Origin of the sequence: Pantoea sp. NSTU24 (assembly GCF_050157905.1) — a bacterium.
In the GTDB taxonomy this organism is placed as follows: Bacteria; Pseudomonadota; Gammaproteobacteria; order Enterobacterales; family Enterobacteriaceae; genus Pantoea.
In genome coordinates this window covers 3125845-3144768 of the sequence record NZ_JBKIWZ010000001.1, presented here as the reverse complement: position 1 = coordinate 3144768, position 18924 = coordinate 3125845, and the positions used below count along the sequence as shown (strand labels likewise).

The 18924-nt window shown below is 55.9% G+C and carries 19 protein-coding genes and 1 pseudogene; 9 read left to right on the top strand and 11 right to left on the bottom strand.

Annotated features, from left to right (window positions below; all coding sequences use genetic code 11):
• Positions 1 to 61: 61 nt before the first annotated feature.
• From cpxP to ACLHDD_RS14980, 6 genes are all read left to right on the top strand, one after another.
• Positions 62 to 571 carry a cell-envelope stress modulator CpxP gene (gene cpxP / locus ACLHDD_RS15005; RefSeq protein WP_427104717.1) on the top strand — a complete coding sequence of 170 codons (510 nt, stop codon included), beginning with the start codon at positions 62 to 64 and terminating at the stop codon, positions 569 to 571.
• 462 nt (positions 572 to 1033) lie between these two features.
• Positions 1034 to 1189, top strand: coding sequence for a general stress protein (locus tag ACLHDD_RS15000; RefSeq protein ID WP_427104716.1), 156 nt, complete (start codon positions 1034 to 1036; stop codon positions 1187 to 1189).
• Positions 1190 to 1422: 233 nt separating this feature from the next.
• The gene (gene fieF, locus ACLHDD_RS14995; RefSeq protein WP_427104715.1) at positions 1423 to 2325 is read left to right on the top strand and encodes a CDF family cation-efflux transporter FieF; all 903 of its coding nucleotides are present in this window, start codon (positions 1423 to 1425) and stop codon (positions 2323 to 2325) included.
• Positions 2326 to 2531: 206 nt separating this feature from the next.
• Positions 2532 to 3494 (top strand): 6-phosphofructokinase, encoded by a 963-nt coding sequence (gene pfkA / locus ACLHDD_RS14990; protein ID WP_111140706.1) that lies wholly within the window; start codon positions 2532 to 2534, stop codon positions 3492 to 3494.
• 143 nt (positions 3495 to 3637) lie between these two features.
• Complete coding sequence (locus ACLHDD_RS14985) at positions 3638 to 4627, top strand: sulfate ABC transporter substrate-binding protein (RefSeq protein ID WP_427104714.1); 990 nt, start codon at positions 3638 to 3640, stop codon at positions 4625 to 4627.
• 161 nt (positions 4628 to 4788) lie between these two features.
• The gene (locus ACLHDD_RS14980) at positions 4789 to 5562 is read left to right on the top strand and encodes a CDP-diacylglycerol diphosphatase (RefSeq protein WP_427104713.1); all 774 of its coding nucleotides are present in this window, start codon (positions 4789 to 4791) and stop codon (positions 5560 to 5562) included.
• Positions 5563 to 5588: 26 nt separating this feature from the next.
• Here the strand turns inward: ACLHDD_RS14980 and tpiA are convergent, their stop codons facing one another.
• A complete protein-coding gene (tpiA, locus tag ACLHDD_RS14975; protein ID WP_427104712.1) occupies positions 5589 to 6356 on the bottom strand; it encodes a triose-phosphate isomerase in 768 nt (255 codons plus the stop codon).
• Between the two features lie 120 nt (positions 6357 to 6476).
• Positions 6477 to 7066 (bottom strand): annotated as a pseudogene (locus ACLHDD_RS14970) (DUF1454 family protein).
• 96 nt (positions 7067 to 7162) lie between these two features.
• On the opposite strand from ACLHDD_RS14970, the gene ACLHDD_RS14965 reads away from it, so the two are divergent.
• On the top strand, positions 7163 to 7597 hold the full coding sequence (locus ACLHDD_RS14965) for a DUF805 domain-containing protein (RefSeq protein ID WP_427104711.1): 435 nt from the start codon (positions 7163 to 7165) through the stop codon (positions 7595 to 7597).
• Here ACLHDD_RS14965 and fpr read toward each other — a convergent pair.
• Positions 7588 to 8334, bottom strand: a complete 747-nt coding sequence (gene fpr, locus ACLHDD_RS14960; RefSeq protein ID WP_427104710.1) for a ferredoxin--NADP(+) reductase — start codon at positions 8332 to 8334, stop codon at positions 7588 to 7590. The genes ACLHDD_RS14965 and fpr overlap by 10 nt on opposite strands.
• 273 nt (positions 8335 to 8607) lie before the next feature.
• On the opposite strand from fpr, the gene emrD reads away from it, so the two are divergent.
• A complete protein-coding gene (emrD, locus tag ACLHDD_RS14955; protein WP_427104709.1) occupies positions 8608 to 9801 on the top strand; it encodes a multidrug efflux MFS transporter EmrD in 1194 nt (397 codons plus the stop codon).
• Here the strand turns inward: emrD and glpX are convergent.
• From glpX to ACLHDD_RS14940, 3 genes are all read right to left on the bottom strand, one after another.
• The gene (gene glpX, locus ACLHDD_RS14950) at positions 9791 to 10801 is read right to left on the bottom strand and encodes a class II fructose-bisphosphatase (RefSeq protein ID WP_427104708.1); all 1011 of its coding nucleotides are present in this window, start codon (positions 10799 to 10801) and stop codon (positions 9791 to 9793) included. The two genes, emrD and glpX, sit on opposite strands and share 11 nt — an antisense overlap.
• A 95-nt stretch (positions 10802 to 10896) precedes the next feature.
• A complete protein-coding gene (gene glpK, locus ACLHDD_RS14945) occupies positions 10897 to 12411 on the bottom strand; it encodes a glycerol kinase GlpK (RefSeq protein WP_313655761.1) in 1515 nt (504 codons plus the stop codon).
• A gap of 30 nt (positions 12412 to 12441) precedes the next feature.
• Positions 12442 to 13293: an MIP/aquaporin family protein gene (locus tag ACLHDD_RS14940; protein ID WP_427104707.1), complete on the bottom strand. Its 852-nt coding sequence runs from the start codon at positions 13291 to 13293 to the stop codon at positions 12442 to 12444.
• Positions 13294 to 13698: 405 nt separating this feature from the next.
• On the opposite strand from ACLHDD_RS14940, the gene zapB reads away from it, so the two are divergent.
• Positions 13699 to 13938, top strand: coding sequence for a cell division protein ZapB (zapB, locus tag ACLHDD_RS14935; protein ID WP_003851242.1), 240 nt, complete (start codon positions 13699 to 13701; stop codon positions 13936 to 13938).
• 53 nt (positions 13939 to 13991) lie between these two features.
• Here the strand turns inward: zapB and rraA are convergent, their stop codons facing one another.
• The 5 genes from rraA to cytR form a co-directional block, all read right to left on the bottom strand.
• Entirely contained in the window at positions 13992 to 14477 is a 486-nt protein-coding gene (rraA, locus tag ACLHDD_RS14930; protein WP_128084487.1) for a ribonuclease E activity regulator RraA, read from the bottom strand.
• Between the two features lie 157 nt (positions 14478 to 14634).
• Positions 14635 to 15972, bottom strand: a complete 1338-nt coding sequence (gene hslU / locus ACLHDD_RS14925) for an HslU--HslV peptidase ATPase subunit (RefSeq protein WP_111140415.1) — start codon at positions 15970 to 15972, stop codon at positions 14635 to 14637.
• Positions 15973 to 15982: 10 nt separating this feature from the next.
• Positions 15983 to 16513, bottom strand: a complete 531-nt coding sequence (gene hslV, locus ACLHDD_RS14920; protein ID WP_111140416.1) for an ATP-dependent protease subunit HslV — start codon at positions 16511 to 16513, stop codon at positions 15983 to 15985.
• An 88-nt stretch (positions 16514 to 16601) separates the two neighbouring features.
• Positions 16602 to 17600, bottom strand: coding sequence for a cell division protein FtsN (gene ftsN / locus ACLHDD_RS14915; RefSeq protein WP_427104706.1), 999 nt, complete (start codon positions 17598 to 17600; stop codon positions 16602 to 16604).
• Positions 17601 to 17752: 152 nt separating this feature from the next.
• Complete coding sequence (cytR, locus tag ACLHDD_RS14910) at positions 17753 to 18790, bottom strand: DNA-binding transcriptional regulator CytR (protein WP_427104705.1); 1038 nt, start codon at positions 18788 to 18790, stop codon at positions 17753 to 17755.
• Positions 18791 to 18924 lie beyond the last annotated feature (134 nt).

Here is an 18924-nt window from a genome sequence, read left to right as displayed (position 1 = left end):
GCAGCTGCCGCCGTACACTGGCTCTCGTTGAATGGCAAAACGGAACGAACTGGAGTACACGATGCGCAAATTGACCGCCGTCGTCCTTGCCTCAGCGATGGCCCTGAGTGTCGCCAGCGCAGGTGCCCGGGAGGCGACGACGATTGACGAAATGCATCATGGCGGATTGCCGACAGGCAGTATGACGCAAAATCCGCAAAGCCACATGTTCGATGGCATCGAGTTGACTGAAGAGCAGCGTCAACAGATGCGTGACCTGATGCAGCAAGCCCGGCATCAGCGCCCGATGGTTGATATTAATGATATCGCAGCACTGCACACGTTAGTGACTGCGGACCAGTTTAACGAAGCGGCCATTCGTGAAAAGGCAGAAGTTATTGCCCGGGTTCAGATTGAACAGCAGGTTGAGCTGGCCCGGGTGCAGAATCAAATGTTCCAGCTGCTGACGCCAGCCCAGCAGGCCAGAGTACAGCAGAATTATCAGCAGCGGCTTAACGAGCTGCGACACATTTCGAAATTGCAGCCAGCTTCATCGCTGCAGGCAGTGAGTCGTACCAGCAGTAACCCGTAATACCAGTAACATAGTATCCCTGTTTTCCTTGCCATAGACACATCCCTGTCTTCCCCCGCCATGATGGTGGGGGTTTTTTTTATCTTTTGTTCACCTTTTTTTACTCTGACAGGAATCATCGCGGTGTAACAAAAGCCGGTTTTTATTGCTGCCTGTCTAACGTTTGTTTGCAGAATCTGTCGATTTATAACTTTTCAGTTCCTTCTTTCACGTTAACTCTATCGCTAACTATTTACGACAGATCAAAAAATTAACCTGCTGAAATTAAATAAGTTACAGTTATGGTTATTGATATTTTCCATTTTATTCAATGGGTTGTTTATTTCCCGCTGCGCTTGCCGATTCAGGCATACCCTCTACACTTAGCTCTGTCACTGCAGGGAAATTCAGTGTCTTTGCGAAGTCTCAGGGAGCAGCAACCACATTATGTAGTCCTGAATGAATCTATTAACGGAGTAAGTTATGGCAGAGCATCGTGGTGGTTCAGGTAATTTCGCAGATAATCCGAAAAAAGCGTCTGAAGCCGGTAAAAAAGGCGGCCAGAACAGCGGCGGCGGAAATTTTAAAAACGACCGTGAAAAAGCATCAGAAGCCGGGAAAAAAGGCGGCAAAAAGTAACCGCCTTATTTCATAGCGCAGGCCCGCATCTGAGTATCGCCTGACACTGATGTATATGACACTACGCCCCGTCCTCTCTGAGGCCGGGGCTTGTTTTTATTCGTTTCCGGCGTTGTCCGCAGAAACTGAGCGGCAAGGCGGCCTGATGGGCAGGTTCTGCTTCCCGATGTTAAACTGCAGCCATTCTTTCATCTGAGTGCGCATCGTGACTGATGCCGTACAGGGAAACTGGCATGCAACTCTCTTATGGCCGACTGGTAAAGCGCGCTGCGCTTGCCGCTACCATTCTTGCTTCTGTGCTGCTACTCGTGAAAATCTTTGCCTGGTGGTACACCGGGTCGGTGAGTCTGCTGGCCTCTCTGGTGGACTCACTGGTCGATATCGCCGCCTCGCTCACCAATCTGCTGGTCGTGCGCTATGCCCTGCAGCCAGCTGATGAAAATCACACCTTCGGGCATGGCAAAGCGGAGTCGCTGGCTGCACTGGCTCAGAGTATGTTTATTTCCGGTTCTGCTCTCTTCCTCTTTCTGACCGGCCTGCAGCATCTTGCCTCGCCCAATGTGCTGCGCGCACCGGATGTCGGGATTGCGGTGACCGTGGTCGCGCTGAGCTCGACGCTGATCCTGGTCGCTTTTCAGCGCTGGGTAGTGCGTAAAACCCGCAGTCAGGCGATTCGGGCCGATATGCTGCACTACCAGTCGGACGTCATCATGAACGGTGCCATTCTGATTGCCCTGGTGCTGAGCAGTTACGGCTTTGCGCGCGCAGACGCCCTGTTTGCCCTGGGGATTGGCCTGTTTATTCTCTATAGCGCACTCCGTATGGGCTACGAGGCGGTACAGTCACTGCTGGACCGCGCGCTGCCAGAAGAGGAGCGGCAGCAGATCCTGACTCTTGCCACCACCTGGCCGCAGGTACAGGGCGTGCACGATTTGCGAACCCGCCAGTCCGGGCCGACAAAATTCATTCAGCTTCATCTGGAGCTGGAAGACCAGCTGCCACTGGTGCAGGCGCATCGGATCGCCGATCAGGTTGAGAAGGCGTTACGTAAAGAATTTCCCGGATCGGACGTAATTATCCATCAGGATCCCTGTTCTGTGGTACCGTTCGAGAAAGCGGATTCTGCCGGTTTTTAACCTAAACGAATCAATTTGATACGTAAGGTATGACCTGGCGTTAACATTGCTGCAAAAATTAGTGAAAAGTTGTCTGACCTGAATCAATTCAGCAGCAAGCCTTTGATATACTATCTGCCATCACGTGTCGCGCGAGTCATCAATGGCCGTTTGCCGCGATCGACAGGCAGGATTAACCCTTAGTTTTGAACAATCCAGAGGTTGTCATGATCAAGAAAATTGGTGTATTAACCAGCGGCGGTGACGCCCCAGGCATGAACGCAGCTATTCGCGGAGTGGTACGTTCCGCGCTGAGTGAAGGACTGGAAGTTTTTGGGATCTATGACGGCTATCTGGGACTGTATGAAGATCGCATGATCAACCTTGATCGCTACAGCGTCTCCGACATGATCAATCGCGGCGGCACTTTCCTTGGCTCTGCACGTTTTCCTGAGTTCCGTAACGAAGATATCCGCCAGGTTGCTATTGAGAATATGAAAAAGCGCGGCATCGATGCGCTGGTAGTGATTGGCGGTGATGGTTCTTACATGGGCGCCAAGCGTCTGACGGAGATGGGTTTCCCCTGCATCGGTCTGCCCGGCACCATTGATAATGACGTCGCCGGCACAGATTACACCATCGGTTACTTCACGGCGCTGGAAACGGTGGTGGAAGCGATCGACCGCCTGCGTGATACCTCTTCTTCCCACCAGCGCATCTCTATCGTTGAAGTGATGGGCCGCTACTGTGGCGATCTGACGCTGGCGGCGGCAATTGCCGGTGGTTGTGAGTTTATCGTGTTGCCGGAGTTCCCCTATACCCGCGAAGAGCTGGTAGCGGAAATCAAAGCGGGCATCGCCAAAGGTAAGAAACATGCCATCGTGGCGATTACCGAGCACATCTGCGATATCGACGATCTGGCGCGTTATATCGAAACTGAAACCAAACGTGAAACCCGCTCAACCGTACTGGGTCACATCCAGCGTGGCGGTGCGCCCTGTGCCTATGACCGCATTCTGGCGTCGCGGATGGGTGCCTACTCCATTGAACTGCTGATGCAGGGTTATGGCGGCCGCTGCGTCGGTATCCAGAATGAGAAGATGGTCCATCACGACATCATCGACGCGATTGAAAACATGAAGCGTCCATTCAAGCGTGACTGGCTCGACACCGCGAAAAAACTTTACTGATCCTGTGGCGGAGCGTGCTGCACAGCGCGCTCCGGCAGCCCGTCGCTATATTCCTCGCAGTTATAACCGCTCATTTTTAATTCTTTAATCTCCGAATTGGTTTATGTCACGCTTAGCCCATAACGACATTGGGAGAGTGCGTAATGAACAAGTGGAGTATTGGCGTTACCCTGTTGCTGGCCTCGACCAGCGTTCTGGCGAAAGACATTCAGCTGTTAAACGTTTCTTACGACCCAACGCGTGAGCTGTACGAACAGTACAACAAGGCGTTCAGTGCGCACTACAAACAGGAAACAGGCGACAATGTGGTAGTGCGTCAATCACACGGCGGCTCCGGTAAGCAGGCGACCTCCGTCATCAACGGCATTCGTGCCGATGTGGTCACGCTGGCCTTACAGTCTGATGTCGATGCCATCGCCGGGCGGGGACGTATCGATAAAAACTGGCAGCAGCGTCTGCCGGACAACTCTGCACCTTACACCTCGACCATTGTCTTCCTGGTGCGCAAAGGGAACCCGAAAGGGATTCATGACTGGAGCGACCTGACGAAACCAGGCGTCTCCGTGATTACCCCGAACCCGAAAACCTCCGGCGGCGCACGCTGGAACTACCTGGCGGCCTGGGGCTGGGCGCTGGACCACAACAATGGCGATCAGGCGAAAGCCCTGGCGTATGTCAGAGCGCTGTTTAAAAACGTTGAGGTGCAGGATTCCGGGGCACGCGGCGCAACCAATACCTTCGTTGAGCGCGGAATTGGTGATGTGCTGATCGCCTGGGAAAACGAAGCCTACCTGGCGGTGAACAAACTGGGCAAAGATAAGTTTGAGATTGTCACCCCGAGTGAATCCATTCTGGCGGAACCGACGGTGTCGGTGGTCGATAAAGTGGTGGATGAAAAGGGCACGCGCAACGTTGCCGATGCCTACCTGAAGTATCTCTACTCGCCGGAAGGTCAGACGATTGCCGCACAGAACTACTATCGTCCGCGTGATGCCGAAATCGCGAAGAAATTCTCCAGCACCTTTGCGCCGGTGAAGCTGTTTACCGTTCAGGATAAGTTTGGTGGCTGGGCTCAGGCACAGAAAGCGCACTTTGCCGATGGCGGCAGCTATGATCAGGTCATGAAACCCTGATCTCTATCTCTGGCGGTCAGCGCCGATCTGCGCTGACCGCAGTTCTCTGTCGTCCCCTTATTTCTTCCAGTCCGACAATGGGATCCTCTGCCCCGAATTCCCCGTGACATTCTTTTCCCGCCAGGCGAGGATGCAGGCTGCTTAGCCATTCAGGAAGCGTCATGATGACAACACGTCGTGCAGCCCGTCTGGCTGCCGTTCTGCTGATGCTGGTTATTGCGGGGATGCTGGCGGCCGCCCTGCATGTCAAAAAAAACAGTGATGCGCTGTGGCAGATTGTCAGCGAGCAGTGTCTGCCGGGTCAGCAACATCATGGTGATCCCGCACCCTGTCAGCACGTCGATCTCAGCCAGCGCTATGCGATGCTGAAAGACCGCAACGGGCCATTGCAGTATCTGCTGATCCCGACCGACAGGATCAGCGGCATCGAAAGCCCGGTACTCCTGCATCCCGACACGCCCAATTATTTCGCCCTTGCCTGGCATGAACGCGCCCTGCTGGCCCAGCGGCACGGTTCGCCTGTCGATGACCGGGTGCTGTCACTGGCGATAAATGCCCACTATGGGCGCACGCAGAATCAGCTGCATATTCATCTCTCCTGTCTGCGACCCGATGTGCGCGAGCAGCTCGACCGGCTGACGCCGCCGCGCAGCGGGCAGTGGCAGCGCGTCACGCTGCGCAGTCATCGCTACTGGCTGCGCACCCTGACGCCGGAGGCGCTGGCGCAGCAGAGTGCGTTTATCCGGCTGGCAGACGAACAGCCTGCGGCACGGGCAGAGATGGGAAAATATGGGCTGGCTCTGGCGGAACTACAGGATGGGCGACTGGTACTGATGGCTGTTGAGCAGAACTGGCTGCTGCTGAACAGGGGATCGGCGGAGGAGTTACAGGACCATAGTTGTCAGCTGATTGCGCCGACAAAAAAGGCGGCCTGAGCCGCCTCGGATTCAGCACGTCAGAATCAGGCGTTTTTGGCCGCCGCTGCCGCTTTCACGATGACAGCGAAAGCATCTGCTTTCAGTGACGCACCGCCAACCAGCGCGCCATCAATGTCAGGCTGGGTGAAGAGCTCAGCCGCATTTTTATCGTTTACCGAGCCGCCATACTGAATGATGACCTGTTCTGCGATGGCCGCATCTTTCTTCGCGATATGATCACGAATGAATTTGTGGACAGCCTGTGCCTGTGCCGGGGTGGCAGATTTGCCGGTGCCGATGGCCCAGACCGGCTCATACGCGATGACCGCATCTTTAAAGGCTTCTGCGCCCTGTGATTCCAGCACGGCATCCAGCTGACGCGCGCAGACTTCTTCGGTTTTACCCGCTTCATTTTCCGCTTCGGTTTCGCCGATGCACAGCACCGGGGTCAGACCCGCAGACTTCAGTACGGCGAATTTCTTCGCGATGAACTCGTCGCTCTCTTTGTGGTAAGTGCGGCGTTCTGAGTGACCGATGATGATATATTGCGCACCGATATCTTTCAGCATCTCTGCGGAGACTTCACCGGTGAAGGCGCCAGACAGGTTAACATCCACATTCTGCGCGCCCAGAGCGATATGGCTGCCGGAGATAGCGTGTTTTGCCTGCTCGAGATAGAGCGCGGGTGGTGCAATCGCGACGCCACAACCTTCAACGCCAGAGAGTTCCTTGCGCAGACCGGCGATCAGTTCAGCTGTCATCTGCTTGCTGCCATTCAACTTCCAGTTACCCATAACCAGTGGATGTCGCATTCTATCCTCCGCATAACGCGATACATGAAAAATCGCTGCCAGCTGGCAGCGTTGTCTGCCAGACAGTATAGAGATCAAATGTTGCGATGGCTTTGCTTTTCGTCATTTTCAGCCACTTCCTCAGGGGCTGGCGAGCGCCAGTTTGACTGGCTCAATAGCGAAGGTCACGCCTTTGTCACCATGGTCCGCGACGACAAAACGAAGCGCGCCTTCGACCTGGGCAAAATAGGGAGATCTTTCCCCTCCCTGAGCAGCGCCTCCAGCTTTTTGCGGCCTTCATCAGCACTCAAGCCCGGCACAAAGAAGCGCAGCATGGCGGTCATGTAGGCCAGCGCCTTTTGCTGCGAGGCATTCTGGTCCGGACCAGGCAGGGGGAGCCAGGTAATCTGCAGCGTCTTGATTTTGCCGGTGCCTGGTTCCAGTGCCGTCGAGGCGTACAGGGTTTCATTGATTTTGCTGGCGGCACGCGTCAGATTGCTTTTGTCACCGCGATTATCGATGGCACGATATTCCGGCAGCATCAGTGTCCCATTGGTCAGATTATACTTTTCGCGAAACTGGCCGATAGTCATATCAAAGGTAGGCGCACCCGCCAGCAGATAAGGCGCCGCTGGCAGCGCACTGGCCTGTTCCTGCGGTGGCGGATCGGCGGCAAATACCGGAACCGTCAGCGCAAATGATAACAGCAGTGCGCCAGGCAAATTCTTCATTTTGTCGATCCTAACCCGTAAACTCAGGCGCAAATTAAAACGGTTTTTATCCGCAAGGTCAAAAGCGCGGCGGTTCTCTTCTCGGGATAATAATGCATGACGTTACAACAAGGGTATTTTTCCTGGCGTGGCCGGCTGGGCCGCCGGGATTTCTGGATCGGGCAGGCGGTCTGGTTGTTGATGACTACGCTTCTGTTTGTCCTGGCCGCTAACGACTGGCTTGATACTCAGATGGCGGCCTTTGGCGTGGTCTGCCTGCTGTGGCCGGCCAGCGCAGTCATTGTCAAACGACTGCACGACCGTAACCGCCGCGGTTACTGGGGGCTCCTGGTGATTGTGGCCTGGCTGCTGGCTGCGGGGAACTGGAGCATGCTGCCCGGTGTTCTGCCCTGGCTGCTGGGCCGCGCCATTCCGTTTATCTTACTGGCGGGTCTGCTGCTCGATCTCGGGGTCTTTCGCGGTACCCCCGGCGCCAACCGGTTTGGTGCCGCAACCCAGCCGGTGCGATACCGGCCAGCACCTCACCAGTAATGTTCGCTGGTGATGTGACCCGGCTTGCGCTTCAGGTGTTTGCGCATCCCGCGCGTCTCTTTCAGTAATTGCTGGGTATCACGCACCATCTGCGGATTGCCGCACAGCATCACATGGCTGCTGTCAGCATCCAGTTTTAATCCGGTTGCCTTTTCCAGTTCACCGTTTTCGATGAGTGCCGGCACCCGGCCCGTCAGCGAGCCGGCGACGGCTTCGCGGCTCACCACCGTCTGAATATGCAGCTGGCCAGGATAACGCTGCTGCAGTTGCTGCATCAGCGGCAAAAAGCTCAGGTCGGCGGCGTAGCGCGCGGCATGGATCAGCACGATGTTTTCAAAGCGATCTAAGCCCTCGCCCTGCTGCAGCATCGACAGGTAGGGGCCAATCGCGGTGCCGGTTGCCAGCATCCACAAGGTTTTGCAGTCCGGCACTTCATCCAGCACGAAGAAGCCCGCCGCGTCTTTGGTGACCATCACCTGATCGCCCGGCTGAAGCGCCTGCAGATGCGGGCTCAGCTTGCCTTCCGGCACGGTGACCAGATAGAACTCCAGCAGATCATCTTTGGGGGCGTTGACGTAGGAGTAGGCGCGCTGAACCCGCTCACCGTCGATTTCCAGGGCGAGCTTGGCAAACTGCCCGGCGATAAAGGGATCGACAGGCGCTTTGACCCGCAGACTGAACAGCGCATCCGTCCAGTTTTTCACTTCCTTTACTTCCGCATTAACCCATTCAGCCATCATCACTCCCGGGTTGTTGGTTATTCAGGCAGGTCACTATTTTCACGACTGCCTGCTGAGAATGCCAGTCTGCCGGCCGGCAAAGGCTCTAATCGTCAAACTGTTCCCTTGTCTTTACAGGCTGGCGCATAAACTTGACAGCCGCAAGTCCGGCGCTTTTTGCCCGCCTCTCGCTTTGTCACGCAATCCTGATATTTTGCCCGCCATAATCCGGTGACCAGCGGGTGAACCGCTGTTTTAACCTCCTTTCACAGAAAGATATTTTGCAGAATCATGATTAGTAAACTGGAAAATCGCCCGCTGCTGGTGATGCTCATTGTGCTGGTGGCGGTCGGGCAGATGGCTCAGACGATCTATGTCCCGGCGATGTCGGTGATGGCGGATGCCCTGAATGTGCGGGATGGCGCGCTGCAGCGTGTAATGGCCGCCTATCTGATGACCTACGGTGGATCTCAGCTGATCTACGGTCCGCTGTCGGACAGTGTAGGGCGGCGCCCGGTGATCCTGACGGGCATGACGATCTTTATGATCGGCGCAATCACCGCGCTGATGGCGACTTCGCTGGATATGCTGGTGTTCGGCAGCGCGATACAGGGGCTGGGAACGGGTGTGGCGGGCGTAATGGCGCGTACGATGCCACGTGATCTCTATGAGGGCCATGCGCTGCGCCGCGCCAACAGCCTGCTGAATATGGGCATTCTGGTCAGCCCGCTGCTGGCACCGGTTATTGGCGCGCTGCTGACCCAGCTCTTTGGCTGGCACGCCTGTTTTGCTTTCCTGTTGCTGCTCTGTCTGACCGTCACCAGCGCGATGGCACGCTGGCTACCGGAAACCCGGCCACAGAGTGGAGAAGTCACGCCTTTCTTCAGGCGCTACGCTCGCCTGCTCAGCGACGTCAATTTCGTCCGTTATATCGTGCTGCTGATCGGCGCACTGGCCGGTATCGCTGTCTTCGAGTCAAGCTGTGGCGTACTGCTGGGCGGTGTGCTCGGCCTACCCAGCCTGACCGTCAGCATCCTGTTTATTCTGCCGATTCCGGCGGCGTTCTTTGGTGCCTGGTTCGCCGGGCGCGAGCAGGGCTCCTGGCACAGCCTGATGTGGTGGGGCGTGAACAGCTGCCTGCTGGCGGGCATCCTGATGTGGATCCCGGCATGGTTCGGCATCATGAATATCTGGACGCTGCTGGTGCCTGCCGCGCTGTTCTTCTTCGGTGCCGGAATGCTGTTCCCGCTGGCGACCTCCGGTGCGATGGAGCCTTATGCCTGGCTGGCAGGGAGTGCAGGTGCGCTGATTGGCGGGATGCAGAACCTGGGATCGGGCCTCGTGGCCTGGCTCTCTGCTCTGATGCCACAGCGCGATCAGTTCAGCCTTGGGATGCTGATGTTCTTCACCGCGCTGGTGATGCTGCTCTGTTGGTTGCCGCTCTCTCGTCAGCCGGAGCGCGGCAACCAGCCGGTTACAGGATAAACGGATGGAGCGCCGGATCTTTACGGTCGAGGTAGTGAATCGACTGGATGCGGCGGATGGTGCGTGATTTACCGCGAATCAGCAGGGTTTCGCTGGTGGCGATATTGCCCTGACGTGTGATGCCTTTCAGCAGTTCGCCACTGGTGATGCCGGTGGCGGCAAACACCACATTGTCGTTTCGCGCCATCTCACTCAGTGTCAGTTTTTTGCCCGCTTCGATACCCATCTCTGCACAACGTTGCAGCTCCTGCTCACCGAGCAGGCGGTTTTCGGCGCTGTCGCCCTTTACGTAATGCCGCGCCAGCAACCGGCCCTGCATATCGCCATCCAGCGCGCGGATCACCGCCGCAGAGACCACACCTTCCGGCGCGCCGCCGATGCCATACATGACATCCACTTCGCTGTCCGGCATGCAGGTCAGAATCGAGGCAGCGACATCGCCATCCGGGAAAGTGAACACCCGCACGCCCAGCTGCTGTAGCTGGCCGATCACCGCGTCATGGCGGGGCTTCGCCAGGATCGAGACGGTGAGCTGCGACAGCGGCTTGTTCATCGCGATGGCAATATTGCGCAGGTTGGTTTCCAGAGGCTGGTTGAGGTCAATCGCGCCGCGCGCCGCCGGGCCGACAATCAGTTTTTCCATGTACATATCGGGGGCGTGCAGGAAGCTTCCCTTGTCGCCCACGGCCATCACGGCCAGTGCATTCGCCTGACCCAGTGCCGTCATGCGGGTGCCTTCGATCGGATCGACCGCGATATCGACCGCGTCGCCGTGGCCCGTACCGACTTTTTCACCGATATAGAGCATCGGCGCGTCGTCGATCTCGCCTTCACCGATTACAATCTGACCGTCGATTTCAATGGAGTTCAGGACATGACGCATGGCATGGACAGCCGCGCCATCGGCCGCATTTTTGTCGCCGCGTCCTAACCAGTGATAGCCTGCCAGGGCGGCAGCTTCGGTTACGCGGGAAAATTCAATGGCAAGTTCTCGTTTCATGGCATCTACCTGACAAAAAACAGGCAGGCAGTGTAACACAGTGGGGTAGTGGGACGGGGAAAGGCCCGCGACGATCGCCGCCGCGGGCCGTGATATTACTCCTGCTCTTCCCAGGCCTGAGCGCGGGCAACCGCTTTTTTCCAGCCGGCATAACGGAAGTTACGCTCGGTGGTTTCCAGGCTTGGACGGAACTCACGCTCGATAACGGCTTTCGCGCGCACTTCATCCAGATCCTGCCAGAAGCCTACGGCCAGACCGGCCAGATAAGCAGAACCCAGTGCGGTGACTTCGCGGACTTCCGGGCGCTCAACGCGGGTGCCAAGAATGTCAGCCTGGAACTGCATCAGGAAGTTGTTGGAGACCGCACCGCCATCCACACGCAGCGCCTGCAGGCGGGTGTTGGCATCGTTCTGCATCGCTTCCAGCACGTCACGCGTCTGATAAGCGATGGACTCCAGCGTCGCACGAATGATGTGGTTGGAGTTAGCACCACGGGTCAGACCGAAGATTGCGCCACGGGCATACGGGTCCCAGTAAGGTGCGCCCAGACCGGTAAACGCTGGCACCATGTAGACACCGTTGGTGTCTTTAACCTTCATCGCGAAATATTCAGAGTCAGCGGCTTCGCTGATCAGCTTCATCTCATCGCGCAGCCACTGAATAGAGGCACCGCCGATGAATACTGCCCCTTCCAGCGCATAGTTCACTTCACCGCGCGGGCCACAGGCAATGGTTGTCAGCAGACCGTGTGTGGAGGTCACCGCTTCAGTTCCGGTGTTCATCAGCATAAAGCAGCCGGTGCCGTAGGTGTTTTTCGCCATGCCAGGCTGGACGCAGAGCTGGCCATACAGTGCAGCCTGCTGGTCACCGGCAATACCGGCGATAGGAATACGGGTACCGCCTTTACCGCCGATGTTGGTCTGACCGTAAACTTCTGAAGAGGACTTCACTTCCGGCAACATTTCACGCGGGATATCCAGGATTTCCAGCATACGCTGATCCCACTCCAGCTTGTGAATGTTGAACATCATGGTACGGGAGGCGTTGGTGTAGTCGGTGATATGTACACGGCCCTGCGTCATTTTCCAGACCAGCCAGGTATCCACGGTGCCGAACAGCAGCTCGCCGCGTTTTGCACGTTCGCGCGCGCCCTCAACGTGATCCAGAATCCACTTCACTTTGGTGCCGGAGAAGTAGGGGTTAATCACCAGGCCAGTGGTGTGCTGGATATACTCTTCCAGGCCTTCTTTCTTCAGTTTGTTACAGTAGTCTGCGGTGCGCGGATCCTGCCAGACGATAGCGTTATAGATCGGCTTACCGGTCTCTTTTTCCCAGACAATCGCGGTTTCACGCTGGTTTGTGATGCCGATGGCGGCAATCTCATCGGAGCGGATGTCGGCATGTGCCAGCACTTCTACCAGCGTCGAACTTTGCGACGCCCAGATATCCATCGGGTCATGCTCAACCCAGCCCGCTTTCGGGTAGATCTGGGTGAATTCGCGCTGCGATACCGCGACGATATTGGAGTCGTGATCGAGGATCACGGCGCGTGAACTGGTCGTGCCCTGATCGAGCGCGACAATATACTTTTTATCTGTTGTGGTAGTCATAAATTCAGTCCTGATGATAAAAGGTGAAACTTACGCTTTACGCTGCTGAGCACGTGCAACGGGTTTTTCTGCCGGGGCGTTTGCAGGTGCTGCAGCACCTGGCAGGTAGCGACCAATCAGCGTGCGATATCCCACTGCTCCCAGGCAGGCTCCGACCAGCGGGCCAAAAACAGGGACCAGGAAGTAAGGAATATCTTTACCACCGGTGAAAGCCACGTTACCCCAGCCTGCGATGAAGGCGAACAGCTTTGGTCCGAAATCACGAGCCGGGTTCAGGGCGAAGCCGGTCAGTGGACCCATTGAGCCGCCGATAACAGCAACCAGCAGACCAATCAGCAGCGGCGCCATCGGGCCACGCGGAACGCCGTTACCATCGTCGGTCAGCGCCATAATCACCGCCATCAGTACAGCGGTGATGACTATTTCGACCAGGAACGCCTGACCGACGCTGATGTGTGGATTAGGATAGGTAGAGAAGATGCCCGCCAGATCCAGACTCTGAACGGTGCCGCGCACCATCTGATGACTCTGCTCGTAATCGAAAAAGAGGCTGTAGTAAAGACCATAAACCAGCGCGGCCGCGCAGAATGCACCCGCGACCTGCGCCAGAATGTAGGGCAGAACTTTACGGCCGTCGAAGCTGGCGAACAGGCAGAGCGCGATGGTTACAGCAGGGTTCAGGTGCGCGCCCGACACGCCTGCAGTAAGATACACAGCCATTGAGACGGCTAAGCCCCAGATAATGCAGATTTCCCACTGACCGAAAGCGGCACCGGCGAGTTTCAGAGCAGCTACACAGCCTGCGCCAAAGAAGATTATCAAGCCGGTCCCCAGAAATTCGGCAATACACTGACCTTTGAGCGTGTTAGTTGTCTGACTCATAATAGTGGTTCCTGAAGCGAGGTTAAATTTTATCAGTTTTTGTTCTCAGTCCATGAGTCACCCAGCTTTGATGTAGGGCTGATGTGAATTTATCGTTAACGAACATAAACGAGAAATAGCGAAATCATTTTTTGTGTACTGTGTCATAAAAATGCGCGATTTCGCGTATTCCGGCTTTCTTTAACCACAATTCGCGCCTTGTAGCGGCTTGATCGGGCCTCAGTCAGCAGGCCACCACCACAAGCGCCACCCGGATTCAGGGATTGACTGAAAAGTGTTACAGACTGCGCTCACGGTGGCCACGTTGCTGGACTTGCGGGGTGAGGCTACATACAATCGGGACAACGTTGCTGGCTTAAGCTGGCATCATCAACGCCTTGCAGGAATTTAGGAGAGGTCAGAACGATGTCATTTGAAGTGTTTGAGAAACTGGAAGCGAAAGTACAGCAGGCGATTGATACCATCACCCTGTTGCAGATGGAAATCGAAGAGCTGAAAGAGCAGAACAACTCACTGCGTAACGATGCGCAACAGGTCGCGGGCAACCACGATGCGCTGATGCGTGAAAATCAGCACCTGAAAGAAGAACAGCATGTGTGGCAGGAACGTCTGCGTGCCCTGCTGGGAAAAATGGAAGAGGTTTGAAGCCTCAGCTGACGTGAAAAACGGGTGCTCTGGCACCCGTTTTCATTGGCGCGCTATTCGATATCCAGCGCATCTTCTGACAGAATGATACCGGTATTGTCAGCATAGAGATGGTCGCCGGAGAAGAAAGTGACGCCGCCGAAATTGACGCGCACGTCGCTTTCGCCAATCCCTTCACCCGCTGCGCCAGCCGGGATCGCCGCTATAGCCTGAATGCCAATTTCCAGCTCTTCCAGTTCATCAACCTGGCGCACTGAACCGTACACGACCAGGCCTTCCCACTCGTTGGTCGCCGCCAGCTGCGCCAGTTGCGCATCCACCAGCGCCCGACGGACGGAGCCGCCGCCATCGATAACCAGTACCCGACCCCGGCCATTTTCTTCCAGCAGATCGTAAAGTAAGCCGTTGTCTTCAAAGCATTTCACTGTGGTAATCTGACCACCGAATGAAGTGCGCCCACCGAAATTTGAAAAAAGCGGTTCAACAACATTCACTTCTTCATGGTAGATATCGCAGAGTTCAGATGTATCGTATTTCATAAGGGTTTCGTCTGTTTGCCACAGGAAAGGTAAGTATATCGCTATATGCAGATTGTTGGCAAAATCATCAGTGTGAAAAAAGCATCGTTCGATCAAGAACATGCATAAAAAAGCCCAGCCGGGTGGGCTGGGCTTCTGAAAAGCGCGAATTGGTAAATCAGAGAATAAAGCGGCTCAGGTCTTCGTCAGCCACCAGGACATCCAGATGCTTGCCGACATACTCCGCATCGATGGTGACGGACTCGCCGGACCGATCGCTGGCGTCATAAGAAATATCTTCCATCAGACGCTCCAGCACAGTATGCAAACGGCGCGCACCAATGTTTTCGGTGGTTTCATTGACCTGCCAGGCGGCTTCCGCGATACGACGAATCCCCTCTTCGGTGAACTCAATGTTCACGCCTTCAGTGTTCATTAGCGCCTTATACTGCACGGTAATCGACGCATTCGGCTCGGTCAGAATACGCTGGAAATCGTTAACGGTCAGCGCCTGCAGCTCAACGCGAATCGGCAGACGACCCTGCAGTTCCGGGATCAGATCGGAAGGGCTGGCCACCTGGAACGCACCGGAGGCGATAAACAGGATGTGGTCCGTTTTCACCATGCCGTGCTTGGTAGAAACGGTGCAGCCTTCAACCAGAGGCAGCAGGTCGCGCTGCACACCTTCGCGTGAAACATCCGGACCGCCTGAATTCTGGCCGCCGCGCTTACAGATTTTGTCGATCTCATCGATAAACACGATACCGTGCTGCTCGACGGCATCAATAGCGTCCTGTTTAAGCTCATCCGGATTAACCAGTTTTGCCGCTTCTTCTTCAATCAGCAGCTTCATTGCTTCTTTGATCTTCAGCTTACGCGCTTTCTGCTTCTGGCCACCCAGGTTCTGGAACATTGACTGCAGCTGGCTGGTCATCTCTTCCATGCCCGGAGGGGCCATAATTTCGACACCCGGCCCGCTGGCCGCCAGGTCGATCTCAATCTCTTTGTCATCCAGCTGGCCTTCGCGCAGCTTCTTACGGAATGACTGACGCGCCGCAGAGGGCTCTGCGCTCTGTTCTGACTGGCCCCAGTTGTTTTTAGCGGGCGGAATCAGCACATCCAGAATACGCTCTTCGGCCATCTCTTCAGCGCGGTATTTGTTCTTCTCAATCGCCTGACTGCGTACCATCTTAATGGCCGAATCGGTCAGATCACGAATGATGGAGTCGACTTCCTTACCGACATAACCCACTTCGGTAAACTTGGTCGCCTCAACCTTGATGAATGGCGCATTGGCCAGCTTCGCCAGACGACGGGCAATTTCGGTTTTACCGACACCGGTCGGGCCGATCATCAGGATATTTTTAGGGGTCACTTCGTGACGCAGCTCTTCATCAAGCTGCATGCGGCGCCAGCGGTTACGCAGTGCAATAGCCACAGCGCGCTTGGCGCTGTCCTGGCCGATGATAAAACGGTTCAGTTCGCTGACGATTTCGCGTGGAGTCATCTCAGACATATTTATACCCTTACGCCTTAGACGTTAATTCTTCGAAATTAACGTTGTGGTTTGTGTAGATGCAGATATCACCCGCGATGTTCAGCGACTTCTCAACGATGTCGCGCGCGCCCAGTTCGGTATTCTCCAGCAGCGCACGTGCCGCTGCCTGAGCGAAAGGCCCACCGGAGCCGATGGCGATCAGGTCGTTTTCAGGCTGGATAACGTCACCGTTACCGCTGATGATCAGCGATGCGGACTCATCCGCAACGGCCAGCAAGGCCTCCAGACGACGCAGCATACGGTCGGTGCGCCAGTCTTTGGCCAGTTCCACCGCCGCTTTGACCAGATGACCCTGATGCATTTCCAGCTTACGTTCGAACAGTTCAAACAGGGTGAAGGCGTCTGCGGTGCCGCCAGCAAAACCGGCAATCACCTTATCGTTGTATAAACGACGCACTTTTTTGACGTTGCCTTTCATCACGGTATTGCCGAGCGTAGCCTGGCCATCACCGCCAATCACTACCTGGCCGTTGCGTCGTACACTTACTATTGTTGTCACGGGCAGACCCCTTGTTGCAGTCGGAAAAGGACTCCGCGCACCGGGCGCGGAGTATCATGCAACAGATATGGGGCGGGTTTGACGGGTTTCAACCCCCGATGGCGAGTGGAATGCAGCCGCTATGTCCGGAACTGCGGAGGCGCTTAAGGGTACTGTCGGCCGAGGCGCGATCTTTATAAGGACCGATGACCACCCGATTCCAACCGCCACCGGTAGTAATCCGGCTTTCAAAGCCTTCAAAGGCTAAGCCAGCCCGCACTGATTCAGCCTGGTCGGTGCCTTTAAACGAACCACACTGCACCATCCAGCGCTGCGAAGCGACTTTTTCAGCGGACTTCGCTTTCGCAGTTTCCTGCGGTTTTGACTGCACCTCTGGTTCACGCGTGATCGGCGCGGCCTGCTGCGTCTGGCGCTGTACGTTTTGCTGCTGCTGCTGCTGACGTTGCTGTTGCTGTTGCTGTTGCTGGCGCAGTTGTTGTTGTTGCAACTGCTGCTGACGCTGCTGCTGTTGCTGAGCCTGCAACTGCTGACGTTGCTGCTGCTGAGCCTGCTGCTGCTGGCGTTGCTGTTGTTGCTGAACCTGTTGCTGCTGGCGTTGCAGTTGCTGCAGCTGCTGCTGATGCTGCAGCGTCTGCTGGCGTTGTGCCGGTGTCTGTTCGTTCCACGGCACTTCGTTAAGCTGGGTCGGCTGCTGACGCATATCCGCCTGCATCTGCTCCAGCAGCTGGCGCTGCTCGTCGGTCAGCTGTGTCTGTGATTTGACTTCACCACCCGAAGAGGGCTCGATAGGCGTGGGTACGCTAATCTGACGATTTTCCAGCTCTTTAATGTATTTCCAGCGCTCTTCTGGCTTCGGTGGCAGGCCATTACCGTTGGCTTTATGATCCGTAATGACCGGCACGTCCTCTTTCTTATGGTGTGCCAGGAACCATAAACCACCGGCAAAGGTCACAAGCACTGCGACTGCCAGTACAATCATCAGCTTAGAGATGCCCGAACCGCCTTTACTCTTCTTGCCACGGCTGGGGCTTTTTTTGCGACGCGTCCCTGTTGAACGCCCGCGGCCTACATAATCTTTTTGTGCCACTCTCGTTCTTATACCCTTCAAAAATAGTGCCTGATGGGCGAAATAGTGATACTTACGCGCCCGGCAAGGAGTCCGTCATGTTACTTAAGGGGCAGAACTTTGACCAGCAGTGTTCGCCTTAAGAATCTACTGAAAAAATCAGACAAATACGCTTATTTTTCACGCTTTTTTACACGTGCCGTACTGCCCCGAATGGCTAAACCGGCATCCAGCAGCCTTGAGCCGCCCATCACCCGTTTGCCATTCAGCTCATCCAGCAGCAGACGCATCGCTTCCCGGCCAATCTGGTAGCGCGGCTGCGTGACCGTCGTGAGCGGCGGCTCGCAATAACGGGAGAGTTCAATATCATCAAATCCAACCACAGAGAGATCTTCCGGTATCCGCAGCCCGTAGCGTCTGGCCTGCGTCATCGCGCCAAGCGCCATAATATCGCTGTGGCAGAATAGCGCACGCGGAGGTTGTGGCAGCGTCATCAGCTGATTCATGGCGGCCACACCCGCTTCGAACGTAAAATCACCACGAACAATATAGGTAGGATCGACGGTCAGCCCGCTGCGACGCATCGCCTGCACGTAGCCCTGTAAACGATACTGGCAGAGCGGCATCTCCTGTGGTCCGGCAATGCAGGCGATCTGCGTGTGGCCCAACTGTAGCAGATGATTCACTGCTTCGAAGGCGGCGGTCAGGTTATCGATATGAACCGTAGGCAGAGACATCTCTGGCGCGAACTCGTTCGCCATCACCATAGGCGGCAGATTGCGCTGCTCATCGATGCTGGCGTCAAACGGCAGCTGTGAACCGAGCAGCACCATGCCATCGATCTGACGCGTAACCATCAGATTGAGAAAGGTTCTCTCCTGCTGATTCTGATGCGCGCAGTCGCCAATCAGTACCAGATAGCCCTCTTCGGCTGCGGCGACTTCCACGCCACGGATAATTTCGCTGAAAAAAGGATCGCAGATGTCAGGGACAATGACCAGGATAGTGCGCGTTTCATTACGCCGTGCGTTGCGTGCAGGGCCGGGCGCTGAATAGCCGACGGCAGCCACTGCCTGCTCGACCTTCTGGCGGGTAGCCGCAGAGACCTTCTCCGGGTTCATCAGCGCACGCGATACGGTGGCGGTTGAGACACCCGCATGTTCCGCGACATCCTTCATCGTGGCGGCGGGCGGTTGTTGATTCTGCTCCAACACATGCTCCTGGCGCGTTATGGCGCGTTCGATTCTGTTTTTGCCTGACATAAAAGCAAGCCGGGCAACATTGTTAACGATTGCCCGGCCGGTTGTTACTTAATTTGCATAAAAATTGTGACTTAAGCGACAAT